Source organism: Martinezella lusitana (assembly GCF_014207095.1).
Classification (GTDB): Bacteria; Pseudomonadota; Alphaproteobacteria; order Rhizobiales; family Rhizobiaceae; genus Rhizobium; species Rhizobium lusitanum_B.
Map to the genome: position 1 here is coordinate 41,946 of NZ_JACHBG010000023.1, position 19,964 is coordinate 61,909.

Here is a 19,964-nt window from a genome sequence, read left to right on the forward strand (position 1 = left end):
CAAGGGTGGTGGCTGGTTGGGGCGACCTGGATCACCGATCGACAGTCTGAGATATCACACGGCTCGCGATCGCGAAGGCTCGAGAGTCCAATCGATATCATGGGGGAGGAAGAATGTGTGGCGATCGAAATGCGCCGTCGCACGGCTTACTCAGTTTCCGCCACGCAGATGCTGAAGCGCCCAGTGAAAAGACGCATCGATCGCAGCGAATTTGGATGCCTGCCAACGTCGATGATCCCCGATCAGCATTTCGGAAATCCAGAAATTGCCACCATTGCCGGGAAGCTCCCATCCGATGACACCGAGATTGCGTGCGCGCACGAAGACGCGTTGGGCATGACTGCGAGAGATGATGTAGCGCTTGGCGAGCTCCCCGATGCGCAAAGGTCCGATCGACATCTTTGGCTCCAGTAGCCGCTCTGGCGACAGTCTCGACATCACGTCGTGCAGGATATTGCTACCCGACGCTGTCCGAACAAATGCGTCCACCGCTTCGGGTGGTTCACACCAGTTCGGGTCGCCAAACAGCGACCTGGACATTCTCGGTTGTGCGTACCAAAGTAGCCGGTGATCCGCCGCAGATTGCAGATAGCGTGTCCCTTGGTCGAGCGTGTCGAGTGATTTCAAATGCTCGTCGAACCATTCGCGGATCAATCCTTCTGCAGTATCGACAATCCTCAGCGGACGAACGCGCTTGTCGCCTTCTGGCGTGGCGTCTACGAGAAGCCGGTAATTGCGCATCTCGGCCAGATGCGCGGTTGCCGTGTTCCTGCTTGCAACCTTGCTGTCGGCGATAAATGTGATCAGATTCGCGGCTGATAGGCTGGGCTTTGTCGGGTCGGTGACCGTCTCAAAATGAAAAGCTAGAATTGCTTGGGTCAGCAGCCACCTTTTCATGTCCGCCGTATAGCGCACGATCCGCGGAGCAGCATCGTGCATAGCAATTAGCTTCAACGCGGCGTTTCTGAGCGCGACAGCAAAGAGCGGATTCTCCGTGATCGCGTCGATCGTCAGGGGATGATGCGCATTGCTAACGGCGAGCATCGGGGTTGGGACGAAATTCATGCGATATCTCCACGCGAAGGCAACCGGAGCAAGTCCTCGTGGATAGGATTGTCTGTCTCAGGCGACAACGCTTGGATACTACCCTAACCACAATTCTTTTGGTTGCCTATCTCACCGAATATCGTCGTTCCATGCGAATGTTTGCCGCTGCAAAGAATTGGTCTGCTGGTGCCAAAAAGATTGCATTTCGTGTCATCACGTGGGCAATTTGGCGCTCGAATTTATCGATCCAATGGAAAGCATATCTTTCAGGCTGTTGGTGTCGCCTTCGGCGACTGATGCCAATCGGCATCGTATTCGGCGAGCATGACAAAGCCTCCCACCGACACGATAGCGCGCAACCGCAAACGTCGCTGCTGGCCCGCCGAGTCTATGGTCAGATCGTCAGCCTCTTCCATCTTCACCAAAAACATCGCATCGCCAACGATCATCGCGAAGCGCATGCTATCCCACTTCGAGGCGATGACAGCGAAGATGGCGCAAAGTCGTCATGAATGCCCATGATTTATGTGAAAAGTGCATAAATTACATGTCCAAATCTCGTTTGTCGCCGAATTCAAAATCAACGTAAGTTTGCCCCACTAGAAAACGGAAGCTCACCAACGAGCTCAGGGGATCAAATTTGACGAACTCAGCGCCACTGGACGTGCATGCGCTTGTGATCGTGCCGCAGCGAAAAATCGGCACGAAGATCATGGCGGCAGTCTGCATAATCCTTCTTCTTCTTCTGGCGAGAGCCTTCTGGAAGGGCGACATTGCCTGGGAATATGTCGCACAGAACCTGTTTACCAGGGCCGTCATGACGGGTGTGGGCAACACGATCATCATGACGTTCTGCGCCATGATCGTCGGTATCGTTCTGGGTGTCATTGCCGCGATCATGCGTATGTCGGTTAATCCGGTTCTGCGCAGCATCTCGGTCGGCTATGTCTGGCTCTTTCGCGGTACGCCGGCGCTGCTCCAGCTCCTTCTGTGGTTCAATCTTGCCCTGATTTTCCCGACGATCGGTATTCCGGGACTGTGGTCGCTCCGCACCGTCGATGTCATGACGCCGTTCGTTGCGGCCCTCCTTGGCCTTGGTATCCAGCAGGGAGCCTATACTGCCGAAGTTGTGCGTGCCGGCCTTCTGTCGATCGACAAGGGGCAGATGGAAGCAGCACAGTCGATCGGCATGACGAAGCTGCGGGCAACGCTGAAGATCGTGCTGCCGCAGGCCATGCGCGTCATCGTCCCGCCGATCGGCAATGAAACCATCGGTATGGTCAAGCTCACCTCGCTCGCGAGCGTCATCCAGTATTCGGAAGTTCTGAAAAACGTCGAGGATATCTATTACGTCAATTCGCGCGTCATCGAACTGCTGATCGTGGCCGCCATCTGGTACATGGTCGTCGTCACCATTCTCAGCATTGCGCAAGTCTATATCGAGCGGCACTTCTCCAAGGGCTGGGGCCGGCGCGATGCGGGCGCTCAGCGGGCCGCCAGTCAGGCTCTGGTCGGGGAGGCTTCCTGATGGATACGATCATCAAGGCACACGGCTTGCAGAAATACTTCGGCACCTTTCATGTCCTCAGGGATATCGATTTCGAGATCAGGAAGGGCGAAGTCGTTTGCATTATCGGGCCTTCCGGTTCGGGCAAAAGCACTTTCCTGCGCTGCATCAACCAGCTTGAGCAAATCGATGCGGGTTATGTCACGGTCGAAGATGAGATCGCCGGCTATCGCCGCGAGGGCAATCGGCTGTTTCCGCTGCCGGATCGTGAGATCGCCCGTCAGCGTCAGTCCGTCGGCATGGTCTTCCAAAAGTTCCATCTCTTCCCGCATCGCACGGTCCTGCAGAACATCATCGAAGGCCCGGTCGGGGTGCAGAAGCGGCCGAAGCAGGAGTGCGTCGCCGAAGCGCGCGTTCTTCTGCAGCGCGTCGGTCTTGCCGACAAGGCAGGCGCCTATCCGGGCGAACTTTCCGGCGGCCAGCAGCAGCGCATCGCGATTGCCCGCGCGCTCGCCATGAAGCCCAAGGCCATGCTCTTCGACGAACCGACCTCGGCGCTCGATCCAGAGCTTGTCGGTGAAGTCCTTGGCGTCATGAAAGAACTCGCCGCCTCCGGAACGACCATGATCGTCGTCACCCACGAGATCGGCTTTTGCCGCGAGGTGGCCGACCGTGTCGTCTTCATGGACGCCGGCATGATCGTCGAGACCGGTACGCCCAACGACATATTGGAAAACCCCAGGAATCCCAGAGTGAAGAACTTCATCTCTGCGGTGCTTTAGCAACAAAAGAACCTGAAGAAAGACCATCAGAGGAGAATTTCATGAAACTCATTCGTCTTGCTGTTTCGGCGGCCCTTCTTTCGCTCGCGGCCACCGCTGCTTCCGCGGATTCGAGCCTGAATCTGATCAAGGATGGCGAACTCCGCATCATGACCAACCCGATCTATCCGCCGATGGAGTTCGTCAATCCGGACACCGGTACGATCGATGGTTTCGACGTCGACCTGGCAAATGCGATCGCCAAGAAGCTCAATCTCACGACCGTCTTTGTCACCTCGGCCTTCCAGGAGCTGCAGAGTGGCCTTCAGACCGGCCGCGCCGACATGATCATTTCCGGCATGAGCGACAACGTGAAGCGCCAGGCCAGCATGGACTTTGTCGACTATATCACCAGCGGTCCAATTCTCTTTACCGTCAACGCCAATGCCGGGACCTACAAGCAGGCGACCGACCTTTGCGGCAAGACGGTTGCCGGGAGCCGTAGCACTTCCTTCGGTGACAACGTCAAGGCGTGGAGTGCCGAAAATTGCGAAGGCAAGGGCAAGCCCGCCATCAAGTTTGAAGGGACGGCGGATTCGAATGCCGCCCGTCTCGGCATGAAGCAGGGCCGCTATGACGCGGTCGTGCAGGGCATTGAAACGATCGCCTACCAGATGCGCATCGAGCCCAACACCTACACGCTCGTCGGCGAGCCGCTGCTCAGCAACGACACGTTCGGCATCGGCTTCAAGAAGGACCACACCGCGCTTCGCGATGCGGTAGCCGGCGCTCTCGACGCGCTGATCAAGGACGGCACCTATGATGAGATCCTCAAGAAGTGGGGCCTCGTCCACAATGCCGTTCCGAAGGCGGTGATCAACGGCGTCAAGTAACGCCTGAGGAAGCGCCGCGATAACAGCGGCGCTTCTCTTTCCCATCGCAAGCAGCCATCGGCCGGGGCGTCTCAGCGCCCGCGGATGGGGGGTTGCGTCCTAAAACACCTTGAAACGCATGCAGAGTCCCATGACTGCGAAGAGTGCAATCAAATCGGCAAGACCAAGCCTGTGGCCGGCAGGCCGGCAATCGGCTGTGGCGCTCGCCTTCGATGTCGATGGTCCGACGGGCGATGCAATGCTCGACGGCTCGCTGCTCTCCAATCCCCGCTATTTCACGCAGGGCGCCTATGGCCCGTGGCGAGCGCTGCCGCGGCTTCTCGATCTTCTGGCTGCCTACGGCCTCAAGGCGACCTTCTTCGTGCCGACCTGGGTGGTCGAACATTGGCCGTCGCAATGCGAACGCATCCTTCGCGATGCCCATGAGATCGCCTATCACGGCCACTATCACGAGGTTTTCATCGACTGCAGCCGCCAGCAGCAGCTCGATATTATGGGGCGCTCCCGCGATATCTTTCAAAGCCGCATGGGCGTGACACCGGTCGGCTTCCGGACGCCCTCCGGCGACTGGAGTGACGAGACCGCGCAATTGCTGCACGAGTTCGGCGTCATCTATTCAAGCTCGATGCGCGGCGACGACCGACCTTACTTTCATGCGACATCACGCGGTCGTGGCCTCGTCGAGATTCCAGGGCGCTGGGATATCGATGATTATACCGCGCTCGCCTATAGCGAGGAACCCGATTTTCCCATCGGCCTCGACCGTATCTCCGGCTACTCTGATGTTCAAAGGAACTGGTGCGCCGAATTCGAAGGCTATCACCGCGAAGGGCTCTGCTGGACGACGATCCTACATCCGAAAGTCTGCGCCAAGCCCGGTCGGCTTGCGATTCTCGAAGGTCTTTTCAAGGCAATCACCGCCCATGGCGACAGCGTCTGGACGACGCACTGCGCCGAAATCGCAAAGTGGTGGATCGCGCAACATCCGGAGAATGCCGCATGACCAGCACGGCTTTTGAAGGCTTCTGGCCGCAGGGCAAGACATGCGCGGCAATCGTCTCGGTGATCTTCGACGACGGGCTTGATGCAGTCGCGCAGGCGCCGGATCTGAAGGGACGCAGCAAGAGCTTTTCGGTCTGGCAATACGGCGTCACGCGCGGCATCGAGCGCCTTTGCAACGCCTTTGCCCATGCCGGCATATCCACGAGCTGGTTCGTGCCGGGCATCGTCGCGGAGAAGCATGAACAGTTGCTGCGCGCTGTGGTGTCGCCACACCATGAAATCGAGAGCCATGGTTGGGATTTTGAGCGTTATGACGCTATCTCCGCGCCCGAAGCCGTCGATCTCTTGAAGCGCAGTCGCGAAAGACTGAGCGCGATCGCATCGAACGAGGTTTCCGGCTTCCGGTTGCCGGCCGGCAACTGGCCACGTCACTTCGATCGCCTGCTCGTCGAGGCCGGCTATTCTTGGTCGGCATCGTTGAACGGCGACGATGTACCCTACAGCCATTCCTCCTCGCTGGTGGAGGTCCCGGTCCACATCGAGCTGGAAGATCGGCCCTATTTCCAGTTCAATTTCACCCCGGCCTTCCCGAAGGGGCAAAGTCGCATTCCGTCCTATGAGGCGGTTCTCGGCAACTGGATCGCCGAGTTCGATGCCTACCGCAAATACGGCCTCTGTTACGTCATCCAGCTTCGCCCGGAATGGACCGGCACGCCGGGACGGATCGCACTTGTTGAAGCCCTGCTTGCCCATATCACGAGCTTCGACGACGTGTGGCTGGCAACGGCTGCGGACGTCGCCCGCTGGCACGCCGACAAGGGCCTTGCTGCATCGGGCGACCACCCGATCAATGTCTATGAAGACTATGTCGATGAGGAACGGTCCCGTGAGCGATAATCTGACCCGGGCGCTGGCGGAGCTTGTCTGCTCGACCAACTATGAAGCCTTTCCGCCCGAGACCATCCACAAGGCGAAGCTTCATATTCTCGATACGCTGGGTGCTGCGATCGCCGGTTCGGCTTCCCGCGAAACGGACGCCGTCGTCGCGATTCTCGGTATCCAGGCCGGAACTGGATCTTCCCTGATCTGGGGCCGATCGATTGCGTCGGACGCGAGAACGTCGGCTTTCGTCAACGGTGTTTCTGCCCATGCCTACGAGCTCGATGACAGCGGCGGCTGCGATCATTCCGGTGCAGTCGTCCTTCCAGCCGTGCTCGCCGCGCTTGGCGATCACAAAGGACCGGTCGGCGGCCGTGACCTGTTGCGCAGCGTCCTGCTTGGCTATGAAATCGGCCGGCGCGTGCTGGAAGCGGTTGGCGGATATGAAGAGCACAATGGTCTTGGCTGGCATTCGACGGGGACGTGCGGCGCATTCGGCGCCGCCGCCGCCGTCGGCAGCATGGTGAAGCTCGACGTGAATGCCATGGCCTCCGCTCTCGGCTCGGCATGCTCCTTTGCCGCCGGCACCTGGGCGTTCATCCACAATGGCAGCTCGACCAAGAAGCTCCATGCCGGCCGCGCCGCCGAAGGCGGCCTGATGGCTGCCTATCTCGCACGACATGGGTTCGAAGGCCCCGACAGCGTCTTCGAGGCGGAGCGCTGGGGCAGCTTTTTTGCGACCTTCGGCGCGGGCAAGGGCGATCCGCAGGCGCTTTTGCGCGATTTCGGAGATTACTGGCGCCTGAATCGATGCTCGATCAAGCCGCACGCCACTTGCCGTGGCACGCATGCCGGCATCGATGCGCTTGATCTCATGCTGCAGCAACATGGTCTCGAGCCCGCCGATATCGCAGGCATCGAGGTGGATATAAGCGGCTTCCAGTACGGCATGTGCAGTGGCAAAGTCATCGAGTCGCGCGCACAGGCCCAGATGAGCCTGCCCTACGCCCTGGCGGCTCGGCTGCGTTACGGTAAGGTGTTTCTGGCCGAACTTGAGGAGTCCGCGTGGTCGGCTGCCGAGATTGGCCCGTTGATGGAGCGCATCACGGTGCGTATCGATCCCGCCATGAAGGACGAGGATGAACCGGCGATCACCATCGTGACTGCCGCGGGCGGGCGACATCGGCTCGTCGTCGAATTCCCCCTTGGAGGACCGCAGAACCTGCTGAGCGATGAGCGATTGATCGGCAAATATGCCGCGCTCGCCGGCCTGGTGCTGCCGGGATCAAGGGTCGACGCTCTCAGCGACTACGTACTCGATCTCGAAAATCAGACCGACGCCCGCAGCCTGCTTGCGCTGCTTCAATAAAGGATGCGCCCCGAGGAGGGCGGCATTCGTTCAAAAGGGAAGACCGCGATGAGAAATCAGAAAGAAGCCACTTGGTCGCCGCTATTCAAGGAGGCGGTCTCCAGGGATTTCGAGAGCTTTCACGAGTGCCTTGACCAGGACAAGCGCATCGCGCTGCACGATGTTGCCGGATCGAAGGTCCACGCCGAGATGCTTGCCCGCGCCGGCATTCTGACCGCTGACGAAAACGGCAAAATCCAGACCGGTCTCGACCAGGTGGCCGAAGAGATGCGTTCGGGTGCCTTCGAATGGAAGACCGAACTCGAAGACGTCCATACCAATGTCGAAGATCGCTTGATCGCACTGATCGGCGATGCCGGCAAGAAGCTGCATACCGCAAGATCGCGCAACGATCAGGTGGCGACGGACATTCGTCTCTATGCCCGCGAGCAACTGGATCTTCTCGCCGACGATCTGAAGACTCTGATCGGCGCCTTTGTGGATCTGGCTGAAAAACACGCCGATGCGATCATGCCCGGCTTCACGCATTTGCAGGTGGCGCAGCCTGTCACTTTCGGCCATCATCTCATGGCCTATGTCGAAATGTTCCTGCGCGATCTCGATCGAGTCGGCGCGGCGCGCGAACGGCTCAACATCTCGCCGCTTGGCGCTGCGGCGCTTGCGGGTACGGGCTATCCGATCGATCCCGAATACAGTGCCTCCAAGCTTGGCTTCTCTACGTCCTTTGCCAACTCGCTCGACGCCGTATCCGATCGAGATTATGTCGTCGATGTCTGCAGTGCCGGCTCTATCATCATGGGACACCTGTCGCGCTTCAGCGAGGAAGTCATCCTCTGGTGCACGCCGATGTTCGATTTCATCGAGGTCGGCGATCAATTCTGCACCGGTTCCTCGATCATGCCGCAGAAGCGCAATCCGGATCTGGCCGAGCTGGTGCGTGGTAAGGCCGCCCGTGTCATGGGCAATCTCGCCTTCTCCGCAGCCTTGATGAAAAGCCAGCCGCTTGCCTTCAACAAGGACCAGCAGGAATCGAAGCCGCCGCTGACCGATACACTTGAGACCGTGCGCGCCGCCGTCAGCGTCACGGCGCAGATGATCCCGACCATTACCGTCAAGCACGCAAAGATGCTCGTGGCTGCCAATCAGGGCTATTCGACCGCAACCGATCTTGCCGATTATCTCGTCCGCGCTGGCCTGCCGTTCCGCGATGCGCATCACGCCGTCGCCGCGATCGTCGGTGCGGCTCGCGACAAGGCCCTTCCGACGCTCTCGGAGCTTTCCCTTGCCGAGATGCAGGCCTTCGCGCCTGGTGTTCGCGAGGATGTCTTCGAAGTGCTGACCGTGGAAGGTTCTGTCGCCAGCCGCGATCATAAGGGCGGCACGGCGCCGCGAAGGGTCCGGCAAGCCATCGAGACAGTTCGTCGGTCGATCGCCTGAGCGCATCGGTTGCCATTCCACCCACATGCTTTAATGCTTGCCGTTCGAGACAGCAAATAAGCCGGGTAGGGAATGGAGCCGAGGTTCGATCACAACAGGTTACCGCCGCTGCAGACGCTGCAGACATTTTCCGTTGTCGCGGAAACGGGCAGCTTCACGGCGGCGGCGGCAGAACTCAATCTGAGCCAAAGCGCGATCAGCCGTCAGGTGCAGCAGCTCGAGCACTATTTTGGCTGCAGCCTGTTCGAGCGTCATACGCGCAAGGTGGCGCTGACGGAACGCGGCATGGCGCTGATCCCGATCGTCGATGGTCTGCTCGCCTCGCTGAAGACCTCATTCGAGGCGACGCGAACAACCGTGCGGTCGCTGACCATCCGCATGCCACCGACCTTTGCGCGCAAATGGTTCCTGCCGCGCCTGCCGGATCTTCACAGCCATCATGAAGACCTGAATATCAATATCGATACCGCCTGGTTCCTGAGGCCAACTTTTTCGGTCGGCGATATCGACATGCTGATCACCTACGGCAATGGCCGCTGGCCCGGTATGGATGTGCTGCCGCTACTGCGGGAGCAGCTGACCCCGATGTGCTCGCCGCAGTTTCTATCGAAACTCGGCGATCCGCCTGAGGTCAAAAACCTGCAGAATTGCGTTCTGCTGCATTCCAATCCGCGTCATAGCGACTGGACCCTTTGGCTGCAGGCCGACGGCGCCTATTCGTTCCAGGCCGCCCGTCATCAGGTCTTCGACACCCAGGATTTCGCGATGACCGCTGCCGCGAGCGGCTATGGCGTGACAATGGGCGATCTCGCCTTTTCGCGGCAGGATCTGGAAAGCGGTGAGCTGGTTGCTCCATTCGAGCGGATCATCGAGAGCGGTTACGGCTACTACGCACTCTGGCCGGCTCGCGCCGAAGCGCGCCAGAAAGTGCGCGCCTTTTCCGACTGGCTCGGGCACACCTGCAACGCGGGTCCGGACGGCTTTGACAAAGATCGAACCGAGGCTTCGGCGTAGCGTTACTTTCGGCGAAATGAGAGATTTTCGCCCCTCCTTGAGCCGACAGACGAGGAGGTGACTCGGGCACCGGTTGTTGTTCGTGATCCATCGCTAGCCCTGTCATGCCTTGTTTATATCGAACGACAGCACACGCTCGATTCGCGGAAGCCGTCGGTTTTGATAGCAGTGTCCTCCTCACCGACAATTGTGGATGCCATCTTCATCAACGCGATATATCTGAATAAACGAGGTATTCGGAGCTGAGATAGCGGGCAACGGTTCTATTCCACTTCGAGAGCAGAAAAGATGCCAGCGAACTTGGCGCCTCCGCGCTAATCGCGGAATGAGCTCTTTCGAGGGGATAGGCCTTCGTCATCGGCCAAGCGAATCGTCCCAGCCAGCCCGAGGATTGCAGGCCCTCGCCAGCGTCTCGAACATCAATTTTCGATCGCATGTCAAAAATGGATGTGGCCCTTTGGCAGAATATTCCTAACGTCACCGGAAACGGCGATGTGAGGGCGACTGGTTTAGCGTGATGCGCCGGCGCTCGCTCTTGGTGTGCCGAACGAATGGACGATGAAAGGGAGTGGCGTGCGGCTTTGGTTGCCGGCCTCCTGCTGAAGGTGATGGCAATGACCAGACAGACGACCCGCATGACGCTGTCCCATAAGACCCGTCTCGTTGCGCTGCTTGCCTCGACGGCACTGGTGCATTCGACGGCGGTGCTGGCGCAGTCGCTGCCTTCAGGCGGTCAGGTGGCAGCCGGCAGTGCGACGATCGGGTCGCCATCGGCAGGGGCTCTGACGATCAACCAGACGAGCGGCAGCGCCGTCGTCAACTGGCAGAGCTTTGACGTCGGCAAGGGCAACCGCGTCACCTTCGTCCAGCCGGATGCCAATTCAGCCATCCTCAATCGCGTCACCGGTCAGACGAGTTCGACCATATCAGGTCAGATCAATGCTAATGGCCAGGTCTATCTGATCAATCCGAACGGCATTGCCATTTCCAATTCAGGCACGGTCAAGGCCGGCGCCTTCGTCGCCTCGACGCTCGGCATCTCCGATGACGATTTCATGGGTGGCAAGCGGACGTTTACCGGCAATGGCGCCTCGGCGCCGGTGACGAATGCCGGTGCGATCACGATTAACCGCGGCGGCTATATGGCGCTGATCGGCGGCACGGTCGCCAATTCCGGTGTCATCACCGTGCCGATGGGCAAGGCAGCACTCGGGTCGGGCGAGCAGGCAACGCTTGATCTGTCCGGCGACGGCTTTCTGCAGGTGGCAGTGCCGACCAAGGCTAAAGGTAGTGGGGCACTGGTCGACAATAGCGGCAAGATTTCTGCCAGAGGCGGGACGGTACAGCTCACCGCAGCAGCGGCGAGAGACATGGCGCGCCAGGCGGTCAACATGTCGGGCACGATCGAGGCGAGGGGTGTCTCGGGCAGAAGCGGCGATATCGTGCTGTCGGGTGGCGATGGCGAGATGGCGATCTCAGGCAAGATCGATGCCAGCAGCAAGCATGGCACCGGCGGCAAGGTGCAGGTGACCGGCCGCAAGATCACGCTTGCCAATGCGAAGATCAATGCCTCTGGCAAGACCGGTGGCGGCACGGTCAATATCGGCGGCAACCGCCAGGGCAAGGGGACGCTGCAGCATGCCGAGACGCTGACGGTTGATGCCAACACCGTCATCAATGCCGATGCGGTCACGACAGGCCATGGCGGCAATGTCGTTCTGTGGTCGGATGATCTGACCCGCTTTGCCGGCACGATCACGGCGAAGGGCGGTTCGATCTCCGGCAATGGCGGCGAGGTGGAGGTCTCCGGCAAGGCGAAACTCTCCTACACCGGCCTGACCGATCTGACCGCCACTCACGGTTCGTTCGGCAATCTGCTGCTCGATCCCTATAATGTGACGATCTCGACGGCGACGGACAGCAATTCCTCCGGCTTCACGGCGACAGGCAATGACAGCATCATCAATGTCAACACGCTGACCAATGCGCTCGCAACTGCCAATGTTACGGTGACGACGGGCTCGTCGTCGGATGCCACCAATCCGCAGGCCGGCACCATCACCGTCGCGGCGCCGATCGCCTGGACCTCCGGCTCGACGCTGACGCTGAATGCCGCCTCGGACATCAACATCAACGCGGCGATCACCGCCACGACCGGCGGACTGACGCTCGCCTCGGGCGGCACGATCTCCGCACCGGCTGCCGTCAGCATCGGCGGCACCTTCAACCTCACCTCGGGCAACTGGGTGCAGAACACGGCCGCACTGCCCACCTACTCAGCCAAGGACTTCCAGCTCACCGGCGGATCCTTCCTGCGCGTCACCGGCGGCGACGGCTCAAGCGCCACACCCTATACGCTCGCCGATGTCTACGGCCTGCAGGGCATCGGGTCGTCCGGCGCATCACTGGCCGCCAAGTGGACGCTCGCCAACAATATCGATGCCTCCGGTACCGCCAACTGGAATGCAGGCGCAGGGCTCAATCCCATCGGAACCTATTCCGTGACCTTTTCGGGCGTCTTCGATGGTGCGAGCCACATTATTACCGGCCTGACGGTCAATCGAGCGGCTAGTTTTCTCGGGCTATTCGGTAACTCGGCGGGAACCATCCAAAACATCGGGCTGACCAGCGAGTTTATCAATGGCTACTCCTATACGGGAGGATTGGTCGGTAACAATACCGGCACGATCAATAACGCTTTCACGACCGGCACCGTCAACAGCATACAATATGTCGGAGGGCTGACTGGATGGAATTCCGGTTCGATTAACAACAGCTCCGCCACCACTGCGGTCTCAGGCAGCTATGATGTCGGCGGATTGGTCGGTCACAATCATGGATCGATCAGCAATAGTTACGCCGCCGGCGCAACTTACGGCTCGAATACCTATGCCGGTGGTCTGGCCGGCTTCGATGATGGCACAATCAAATTTGCCTATGCCACTGGCTCCGTAAGCGGCAATACATATGTTGGCGGCCTAGTGGGGTATAATGATTCCGGAAGCTCCATAGATAATGCCTATGCCACGGGCGCAGTTAGCGGGAGCGTCGCCGTCGGCGGCCTGGTGGGCCGAAACTTCTATAGCACCATCACCAACAGCTTCTGGGATGTCTTCACGACCGGGCTATTCAATGGCTCCGGCCAATCCTTTTTCGGCATGTTCCGGGCGATCGGCCTCACGACCGAACAGATGCGCGATTCGGCCAACAACGCCACGAACTACGCGGGCTGGGATTTCGCCAACACTTGGTATCAGTCCGGCAATATGCGCCCGATCCTGCGCTCGGAGGCTGCAACCGCCAACGCGAACGGCATAGCCACGATCAACAATCTGCATCAACTCGCACTGATCAGCGTCAATCCGTCGGGCAACTATGTGCTCAGCGCCGACATCGATGCCTCGGCCACCGCAGGCACCAATGCCTCCGGCGTCTGGGATTCAGTGAACGATATAGATGGCGGCTGGCAGCCGATTGTCACCTTCACTGGCAGCCTGGACGGCGCGGCTCACACGATCAGCGGGTTGACCTCCTCTTCGGGCGGCCTGTTCGGAACCATCGGCGGTGGCGCTAGCGTCAGCAATCTCTCGCTTAAAGCCGCCGACATCAAAGCCTATACTCCGTTGGCGGCGATGCTTGCGAGCGCCAACGCGGGCTCCATTACGTCCGTATCGGTGAGCGGAACCGTGTTGGGCGGCTTGGATGCCGGTGGCCTCGTGGGCAGCAACAGCGGCACGATCATCTCATCCTCCGCGAGCGGATCGGTGACAGGCAGCGGAGATCTCGGCGGCCTTGTCGCCAACAACAGCGGCTCCATTTCGGGCTCCAGCACGTCTGCTTCCGTTACCGGCGAGACCTATGGTGGATCCGAGGGACGCGGCGGACTGATCGGCCGCAACAGTGGCACCATCTCCAATTCCTTCGCCACAGGCATCCTAAGCGACCTCAGTGCTATTTCGTGGGGCGGTCTTGTGGGTATCAATACCGCAACGGGTATTATCAACCAGTCCTACGCGTCTGGTTCCGCGAATATTGCCTACGCCCTTTACAGCGGCGGTCTCGTTGGGCTGAACAATGGCAGCATCACACAATCCTTTGCCACGGGCGGCATTGGCGGGTATGCAAACGAATTTACCGGCGGCCTCGCGGGGTATAACACAGGGATTATCTCGCAGTCTTATGCTCTGGGTTCCGTGAGTGGCAGCAAAGCAGGCGGGCTGGTCGGATATAACACCTCCACCGGCCAGATCAGCCACTCCTATGCGGCCGTGTCGGCCAGTCGCGGCGGTCTTGCCGCGTTCAACGACGGCACAATCACCAATTCGTTCTGGAACCTGACCGTTTCGGGCCGACCTGCGGCCTCCGGCGGGGGCAGCGGCACGATCACCGGCACGACCGGCCTGACGACGGATCAAATGGCTAATCCGTTCCTCTTCATCGACGCCGGCTGGGATTTCGGTTTGATCTGGGCGATGTCGAAGACTGGCGGCGCGCCGGTGCTGCGCGGCCTGACCTCCGACCCGATATTAAATTACTACGTCCGTCTGAGCGGTAACACCTCATCGATCTACGGTGATGTGGCCTCGGTCTCCGGCATCGCGCTTGATGGTTATGGAACCGGCAATGTCAGCATCGGCTGGGGTAGCGCCGCCAACGTCGGCACCTACGCCTATGGCGACGCCAATGTACTGGCGCTTAGCTATTCCACCGGAGTAGCCAGCGACTATTATATCGATTACGGCTCGGGCAGTCTGACCATCAACAAGCGGGTGATCTCGCTCTCCGGCAGCCGCACCTATGACGGTACGACCAGTGTCTCCGCTGGCAATCTGACACTTTCCAACCTTGCCAACGGCGAGACTCTGACGCTCTCGGGCATAGGTTCGATGGCCGATAAGAATGCAGGCTCGGGCAAGGCGGTTTCGCTCGGTTCGCTCTCGCTCGACGATGGCTCGGGCCTTGCCTCGAACTATACGCTGATCGGCGGCACCGACACGGTCGATATCAGCAAGGCGACGATCTCGTCGATCTCAGGCATTACGGCCTTGGGCAAGACCTATGACGGCAACACGACTGCGACGCTGAACACGGGTAGCGCCGTCTTCAATGGCATGCTCGTCGGCGACAGCCTGACGCTCGGCACTGGCGTCACCGGCGCCTTCTCCGACAGGAATGTCGGCGCCGGCAAGACTGTGACGATCTCGGGCCTCATGCTCAACGGTACGGATGCCGGCAACTATACGCTTGCCCTGGATACGGCGACGACGACGGCCGATATCACCAAGGCGACGATCTCTTCGATCACTGGCATCACGGCTTCGGGCAAGACCTATGACGGTACCACGAGTGTCGTCCTGAACACCTCTGGTGCAGGCTTCTCCGGCATGGTCGGTGGCGACGCATTGACAGTCGCGACCTCAACCGGCGCCTTCGCCGACAAGAACGCCGGCATCGGCAAGGTGGTCAACATCTCCGGCATGACGCTTGGCGGCGCCGACGCAGGCAACTATACGCTCGCTTTGGATACAGCGACGACGACGGCAGACATCGCCAGGGCGACGATCTCCTCGATCACCGGCATCACCGCCAACAACAAGACCTATGACGGCAACACGACGGCAACGCTGAACACATCGGGTGCGGGCTTTACCGGCATGCTCGGTGGCGACGTTCTGACGGTTGCGACCTCGAGCGGCACCTTCTCCGACAAGAATGCCGGCGCCGGAAAGACCGTTGGCATCACCGGGTTGACGCTCGGCGGCACGGATGCGGGCAACTACACACTCGTCTCCCACATCGCAGCGACGACGGCGGATATCGCCAAGGCCTATGTGGCTTTCGGCGGCACCAGCGTCAACACCAAGACCTATGACGGGACGACCGCGGCCAGCGTCAATATTTACACGATACCGATCAGCGGCGATGACATGCATGTTGGCTACACCAGCGCCAACTTCTCCGACAAGAATGCCGGCACGTCCAAGACGGTCGCCGTCGATGGACTTTACATAACCGGCGCGGATGCCGGCAATTACCAGCTTGGCATCACCAGCACGACCAGCTACGGCACCATAACGCCTGCGATCATCACTTCGATCGGCGGCATCACCGCCGGCAACAAGGCCTATGACGGCACCACCGATGCGCCGCTCGATACGTCTGGCGCCGTCTTCAACGGCATGATCCAGGGTGACAATCTGACGGTCGCCACCGCGCTCGGCGCCTTCTCCGATAAGAATGCCGGCGCCGGGAAGACGGTCGACATCTCCGGCCTGACCTTGGGTGGTGCTGACGCGTATAACTACAGGCTCAACATAAACACGGCCTCAGCCATTGCTAATATCGGCCAGCGCGTGATCAGCCTTTCGGGCAGCCGCACCTATAACGGCTCGGTCAATCTCGATGCCTCGATCTTCGCACTGTCGAACCTGGTGGGGGGCGAGACGCTGGCGCTGTTGGGCACCGGCACCATGGCCGACAAGAATGCCAGCTCGGGCAAGGCGGTGACGCTCGCCTCATTGATGCTGGGCGACAGCATCCAAGGCGACGGCGGCCTTGCCTCGAACTACACGCTGATCGGCGGCGCAGATACCGTCGATATCGCCAGGGCAACGATCTCGTCGATCTCGGGCATTACGGCCGGCAGCAAGACCTATGACGGTACCACGAGTGTCGTCCTGAACACCTCGGGTGCGGGCTTCTCCGGCATGGTCGGTGGAGACGCGCTGACGGTTGCGACCTCAACCGGCGCCTTCTCCGACAGGAATGCCGGTACCGGCAAACTGGTCAATATTTCCGGCCTGACGCTTGGCGGCGCGGATGCGGGCAATTATGAGCTAGCCGATACGACGGCGACGACCACGGCCGATATCAGCCGACGGGTGATCAACCTCTCGGGCAGCCGGACCTATAACGGCTCGATCAATCTCGATGCCTCGATCTTCACGCTATCGAACCTGGTGGGGGGCGAGACGCTGACGCTGTCGGGCGCCGGCGCCATGCTCGACAAGAATGCCGGCACGGGCAAGGCCGTGATGCTCGCATCGCTGGCTCTGGGCAACAGCATCAATGGCGATGGCGGCCTTGCCTCGAACTATACGCTGGTCGGCGGCACCGACACCGTCGACATCGCCAAGGCGGCGATCTCGTCGATCGCAGGCATCACGGCCGGCAACAGGACCTATGACGGCAATGCGACCGCGACGCTCAACACCTCGGGTGTGGTCTTCTATGGCATGGCGGCGGGCGATAGCTTGAGCCTGGGCAATGGCTATTCCGGCCTGTTCTCCGACGCCAGTGCCGGTATCGGCAAGACCGTGACGATCTCCGGTCTTGGTCTTTCCGGTGCAGACGCCGGCAATTATACGCTCGCCTCCAACACCGCGACGACACTTGCCGATATCGCCAGACGCGCCATTACCGTTGCTGCCAATGGCGCAACCCGGACCTATGGCGACGCCAACCCGGCGCTGTCCTATAGCGTTGGTGGAAGTGGCCTGGTCAATGGTGACACTCTATCTGGCGCGCTTGCCACCCTGGCGACAGCGCAGTCGGGCGTCGGAAGTTACGGCATCACGCAAGGCACACTTGGAAATGCCAACTACGATATCAGCTATACCGGTACCAATCTGGTGATCACACCACGCGCTATCACGGTTGCGGCCAACAATGCCAACCGTGTCTATGGTGATGCCAACCCGGCCCTCACCTACACCGTCGGTGGAAGCGGCCTTGTCAATGGCGACAGCCTGTCTGGGGCGCTTTCGACCTCCGCCGACGGCACCTCGAATGCCGGAAGCTACGGCATCACGCAGGGCACGCTTGGAAACGCCAATTACGATATCAGCTATACCGGTGCCAATCTGGCGATCACGCCGCGCGCCATCACGGTTGCGGCCAACAATCAAAGCCGCGCCTATGGCGATGCCAACCCGCTGCTCTCCTACACCGTTGGTGGAGCAGGGCTTGTCAACAATGACAGCCTCTCCGGCGGTCTGGCGACATCGGCCAACTTGACGTCGAGCGTGGGGATCTATGGCATCGGCCAGGGTTCGCTTGCAGCATCCGGCAATTATGACCTCACCTTTAGCGGTGCGCATCTGACGGTTACCAGGCGGGCGATCACGGTTGCGGCCAACAATCAAAGCCGCGTCTATGGCGACGCCAATCCGGCACTCTCCTACACGATCGGTGGCGTTGGTCTCGTCAACAATGACAGCCTCTCCGGTGGCCTCACCACATTAGCAAATGGTACTTCCAATGTCGGAGCCTACGGCATTCGCCAGGGATCGCTGGCCGCCTCCGGCAACTACGACCTGTCCTTTGTCGGCGGCAATCTCGCCGTCACTCCGCGGACGATCACGGTTGCGGCCAATGGTGCAAGCCGCACCTATGGCGATCAGAACCCGCTGTTCAGCTATGTCGCCACGGGGCTTATCAATGCCGACACGCTGACGGGCAATCTTGCAACCACCGCCAATCCGTTCTCCAATGTTGGCGCCTATGCCATCGGACTCGGTACGCTTGGCAACGCCAACTATGCAATCGGCTACACCGGCGCCGACCTGACGATCACGCCGCGGTTGATCAGCGCCATTGCCAACAATGCCAGCCGTGCCGCAGGTGCCGCCAATCCGTTCTTCACCTACACGATCGGTGGCGGCGGTCTCGTCAATGGCGACCGGCTCTTCGGGCAACTGGCCAGCGCCGCCGATCGCTTCTCCATTCCCGGCAGCTATGCCATCGACCAGGGAAGTCTCGCAGCCTCGGCCAATTACGATCTGAGCTTCGTCAGGGGCGTGCTGACGGTCACGGCCGCCCCTTCAAGCCCGACCGCCGATCTGGCAAGCGCCATCGTGCCGCGATCCTATGCGCCCGACACGCCGCCGCCATTGCCGCCGGTTCCGGCCGAGGATCACGGCACCTTCTCCTACACCGATGAAGGACGCCGTGTGTTCCTCACGGATCCGCGCTTCGCTGGCACGGTCGTCTGCCTGGGAGACGGCGCAGGCTGTGTCATGCAAGCCACGCCGTAAGTGCACTGCGGCAGTGGAGATGCGTCCGCGGGGATGGCTGTCAGCGTGAGAAAGACAACAAGCCTGGCGGCGCTCGGCCGCGATGGAAGTTGCAGCCTGACATAATTCGATGGTTGCAGGTCCGAATCCTATCAAGAGCAAAAATAGGGGCCGGAACAAGAGCCGTCCGTAATCGTACGCGGCCTTTATCAACCAAAGACAGCCACAGCGGATTTGATGGTGATGCCTCCGCTATGACTGCGGACGGCTCTTGTTCCGGCCCCAAAACGACGCAGGGAGTCAGTCTGTTGTTGAGCCTGCGATAATTGTCAGCCGCCGCAGCGATGGTATGTATACGCTAAACAAGAAGACACCCCACCAATCGGAGCCGGCGTCAAAATAGTCTGAAACCTCGGGAAGGCGCACGTTCGACCAGTCGAGGATCTCACTCGTCTGGAACGGTGGTAGGATAAAGTCTCTAATCTCTTCGAACGCCGCCTGTATCTCACCCGGTCTGGCCCGGAGAGAGTAGGGAGTCCATGAGAATGCGTAGGCGAACTGCCCCCCTGCGCCAACTTCGGGCAACCCGCCACCTCCCGATGTAAGATTTACGTCGTCGAGAGTGTTCAGAGTTGGATTGCATAGTTCTAATCCGTCCGAGGTTCTATAGCGGCCTAACTTCAGGAGCTGTCCGCCATTCAGGTCGTACCAGTCGCCGAAGAATTCTTTGTCGGAGATGCATCTGCTCCCGAGTAGGCGCAGTTTCTCAATGTCGATCGTAGATGACGGCTGCAACGCCTGCGAGATAGCTGAAAGGATTTCCTCATCCGTACCATCCGCCTCCTCGAAGACAACGAAGTCGAGCACACCAAGCATCTTCCGAAAACGCTCAAAGGCAGATGGCAGTTTGTCTATCTGGTTCATTCGATTGCTTTACGATTCGGTTCGTCTGCCCAAAATGGAGAACCCAAGGTTGCCGCAGCTGCGTTAAAGGCCCTGAACATTAAACCCGCCTCGCTATTGTAATCGTGCTGATAATGG

Annotated in this window: 12 protein-coding genes; 9 read left to right on the forward strand and 3 right to left on the reverse strand. The window is 59.9% G+C overall.

Annotated features, from left to right (window positions below; genetic code table 11):
* Positions 1-150: 150 nt before the first annotated feature.
* Positions 151-1,065 carry a hypothetical protein gene (locus tag GGD46_RS28220; RefSeq protein ID WP_184710111.1) on the reverse strand — a complete coding sequence of 305 codons (915 nt, stop codon included), beginning with the start codon at positions 1,063-1,065 and terminating at the stop codon, positions 151-153.
* Positions 1,066-1,313: 248 nt separating this feature from the next.
* Positions 1,314-1,508, reverse strand: a complete 195-nt coding sequence (locus GGD46_RS28225) for a hypothetical protein (protein WP_184710113.1) — start codon at positions 1,506-1,508, stop codon at positions 1,314-1,316.
* Positions 1,509-1,687: 179 nt separating this feature from the next.
* On the opposite strand from GGD46_RS28225, the gene GGD46_RS28230 reads away from it, so the two are divergent.
* The 9 genes from GGD46_RS28230 to GGD46_RS28270 all read left to right on the forward strand — a co-directional run bounded on the left by GGD46_RS28230 (position 1,688) and on the right by GGD46_RS28270 (position 18,944).
* Complete coding sequence (locus GGD46_RS28230; protein WP_246806494.1) at positions 1,688-2,575, forward strand: amino acid ABC transporter permease; 888 nt, start codon at positions 1,688-1,690, stop codon at positions 2,573-2,575.
* Positions 2,575-3,336, forward strand: coding sequence for an amino acid ABC transporter ATP-binding protein (locus GGD46_RS28235; protein WP_184710115.1), 762 nt, complete (start codon positions 2,575-2,577; stop codon positions 3,334-3,336). The genes GGD46_RS28230 and GGD46_RS28235 overlap by 1 nt, the downstream gene beginning before the upstream one ends.
* A gap of 41 nt (positions 3,337-3,377) precedes the next feature.
* Entirely contained in the window at positions 3,378-4,208 is an 831-nt protein-coding gene (locus GGD46_RS28240) for an ABC transporter substrate-binding protein (protein ID WP_184710117.1), read from the forward strand.
* Positions 4,209-4,338: 130 nt separating this feature from the next.
* Complete coding sequence (locus GGD46_RS28245; RefSeq protein WP_246806495.1) at positions 4,339-5,211, forward strand: polysaccharide deacetylase family protein; 873 nt, start codon at positions 4,339-4,341, stop codon at positions 5,209-5,211.
* A complete protein-coding gene (locus tag GGD46_RS28250; protein WP_184710121.1) occupies positions 5,208-6,107 on the forward strand; it encodes a polysaccharide deacetylase family protein in 900 nt (299 codons plus the stop codon). Before GGD46_RS28245 ends, GGD46_RS28250 begins: the two co-directional genes overlap by 4 nt.
* Positions 6,097-7,458: an MmgE/PrpD family protein gene (locus GGD46_RS28255; RefSeq protein WP_184710123.1), complete on the forward strand. Its 1,362-nt coding sequence runs from the start codon at positions 6,097-6,099 to the stop codon at positions 7,456-7,458. Before GGD46_RS28250 ends, GGD46_RS28255 begins: the two co-directional genes overlap by 11 nt.
* A gap of 48 nt (positions 7,459-7,506) precedes the next feature.
* Positions 7,507-8,895, forward strand: a complete 1,389-nt coding sequence (gene argH, locus GGD46_RS28260) for an argininosuccinate lyase (RefSeq protein WP_184710125.1) — start codon at positions 7,507-7,509, stop codon at positions 8,893-8,895.
* Between the two features lie 72 nt (positions 8,896-8,967).
* Positions 8,968-9,909 (forward strand): LysR substrate-binding domain-containing protein, encoded by a 942-nt coding sequence (locus GGD46_RS28265; RefSeq protein WP_184710127.1) that lies wholly within the window; start codon positions 8,968-8,970, stop codon positions 9,907-9,909.
* Positions 9,910-10,460: 551 nt separating this feature from the next.
* Entirely contained in the window at positions 10,461-18,944 is an 8,484-nt protein-coding gene (locus GGD46_RS28270) for a YDG domain-containing protein (RefSeq protein WP_246806496.1), read from the forward strand.
* 279 nt (positions 18,945-19,223) lie between these two features.
* Here GGD46_RS28270 and GGD46_RS28275 read toward each other — a convergent pair whose 3' ends face one another.
* Positions 19,224-19,847, reverse strand: a complete 624-nt coding sequence (locus GGD46_RS28275; protein WP_184710131.1) for a hypothetical protein — start codon at positions 19,845-19,847, stop codon at positions 19,224-19,226.
* Positions 19,848-19,964: the final 117 nt, after the last annotated feature.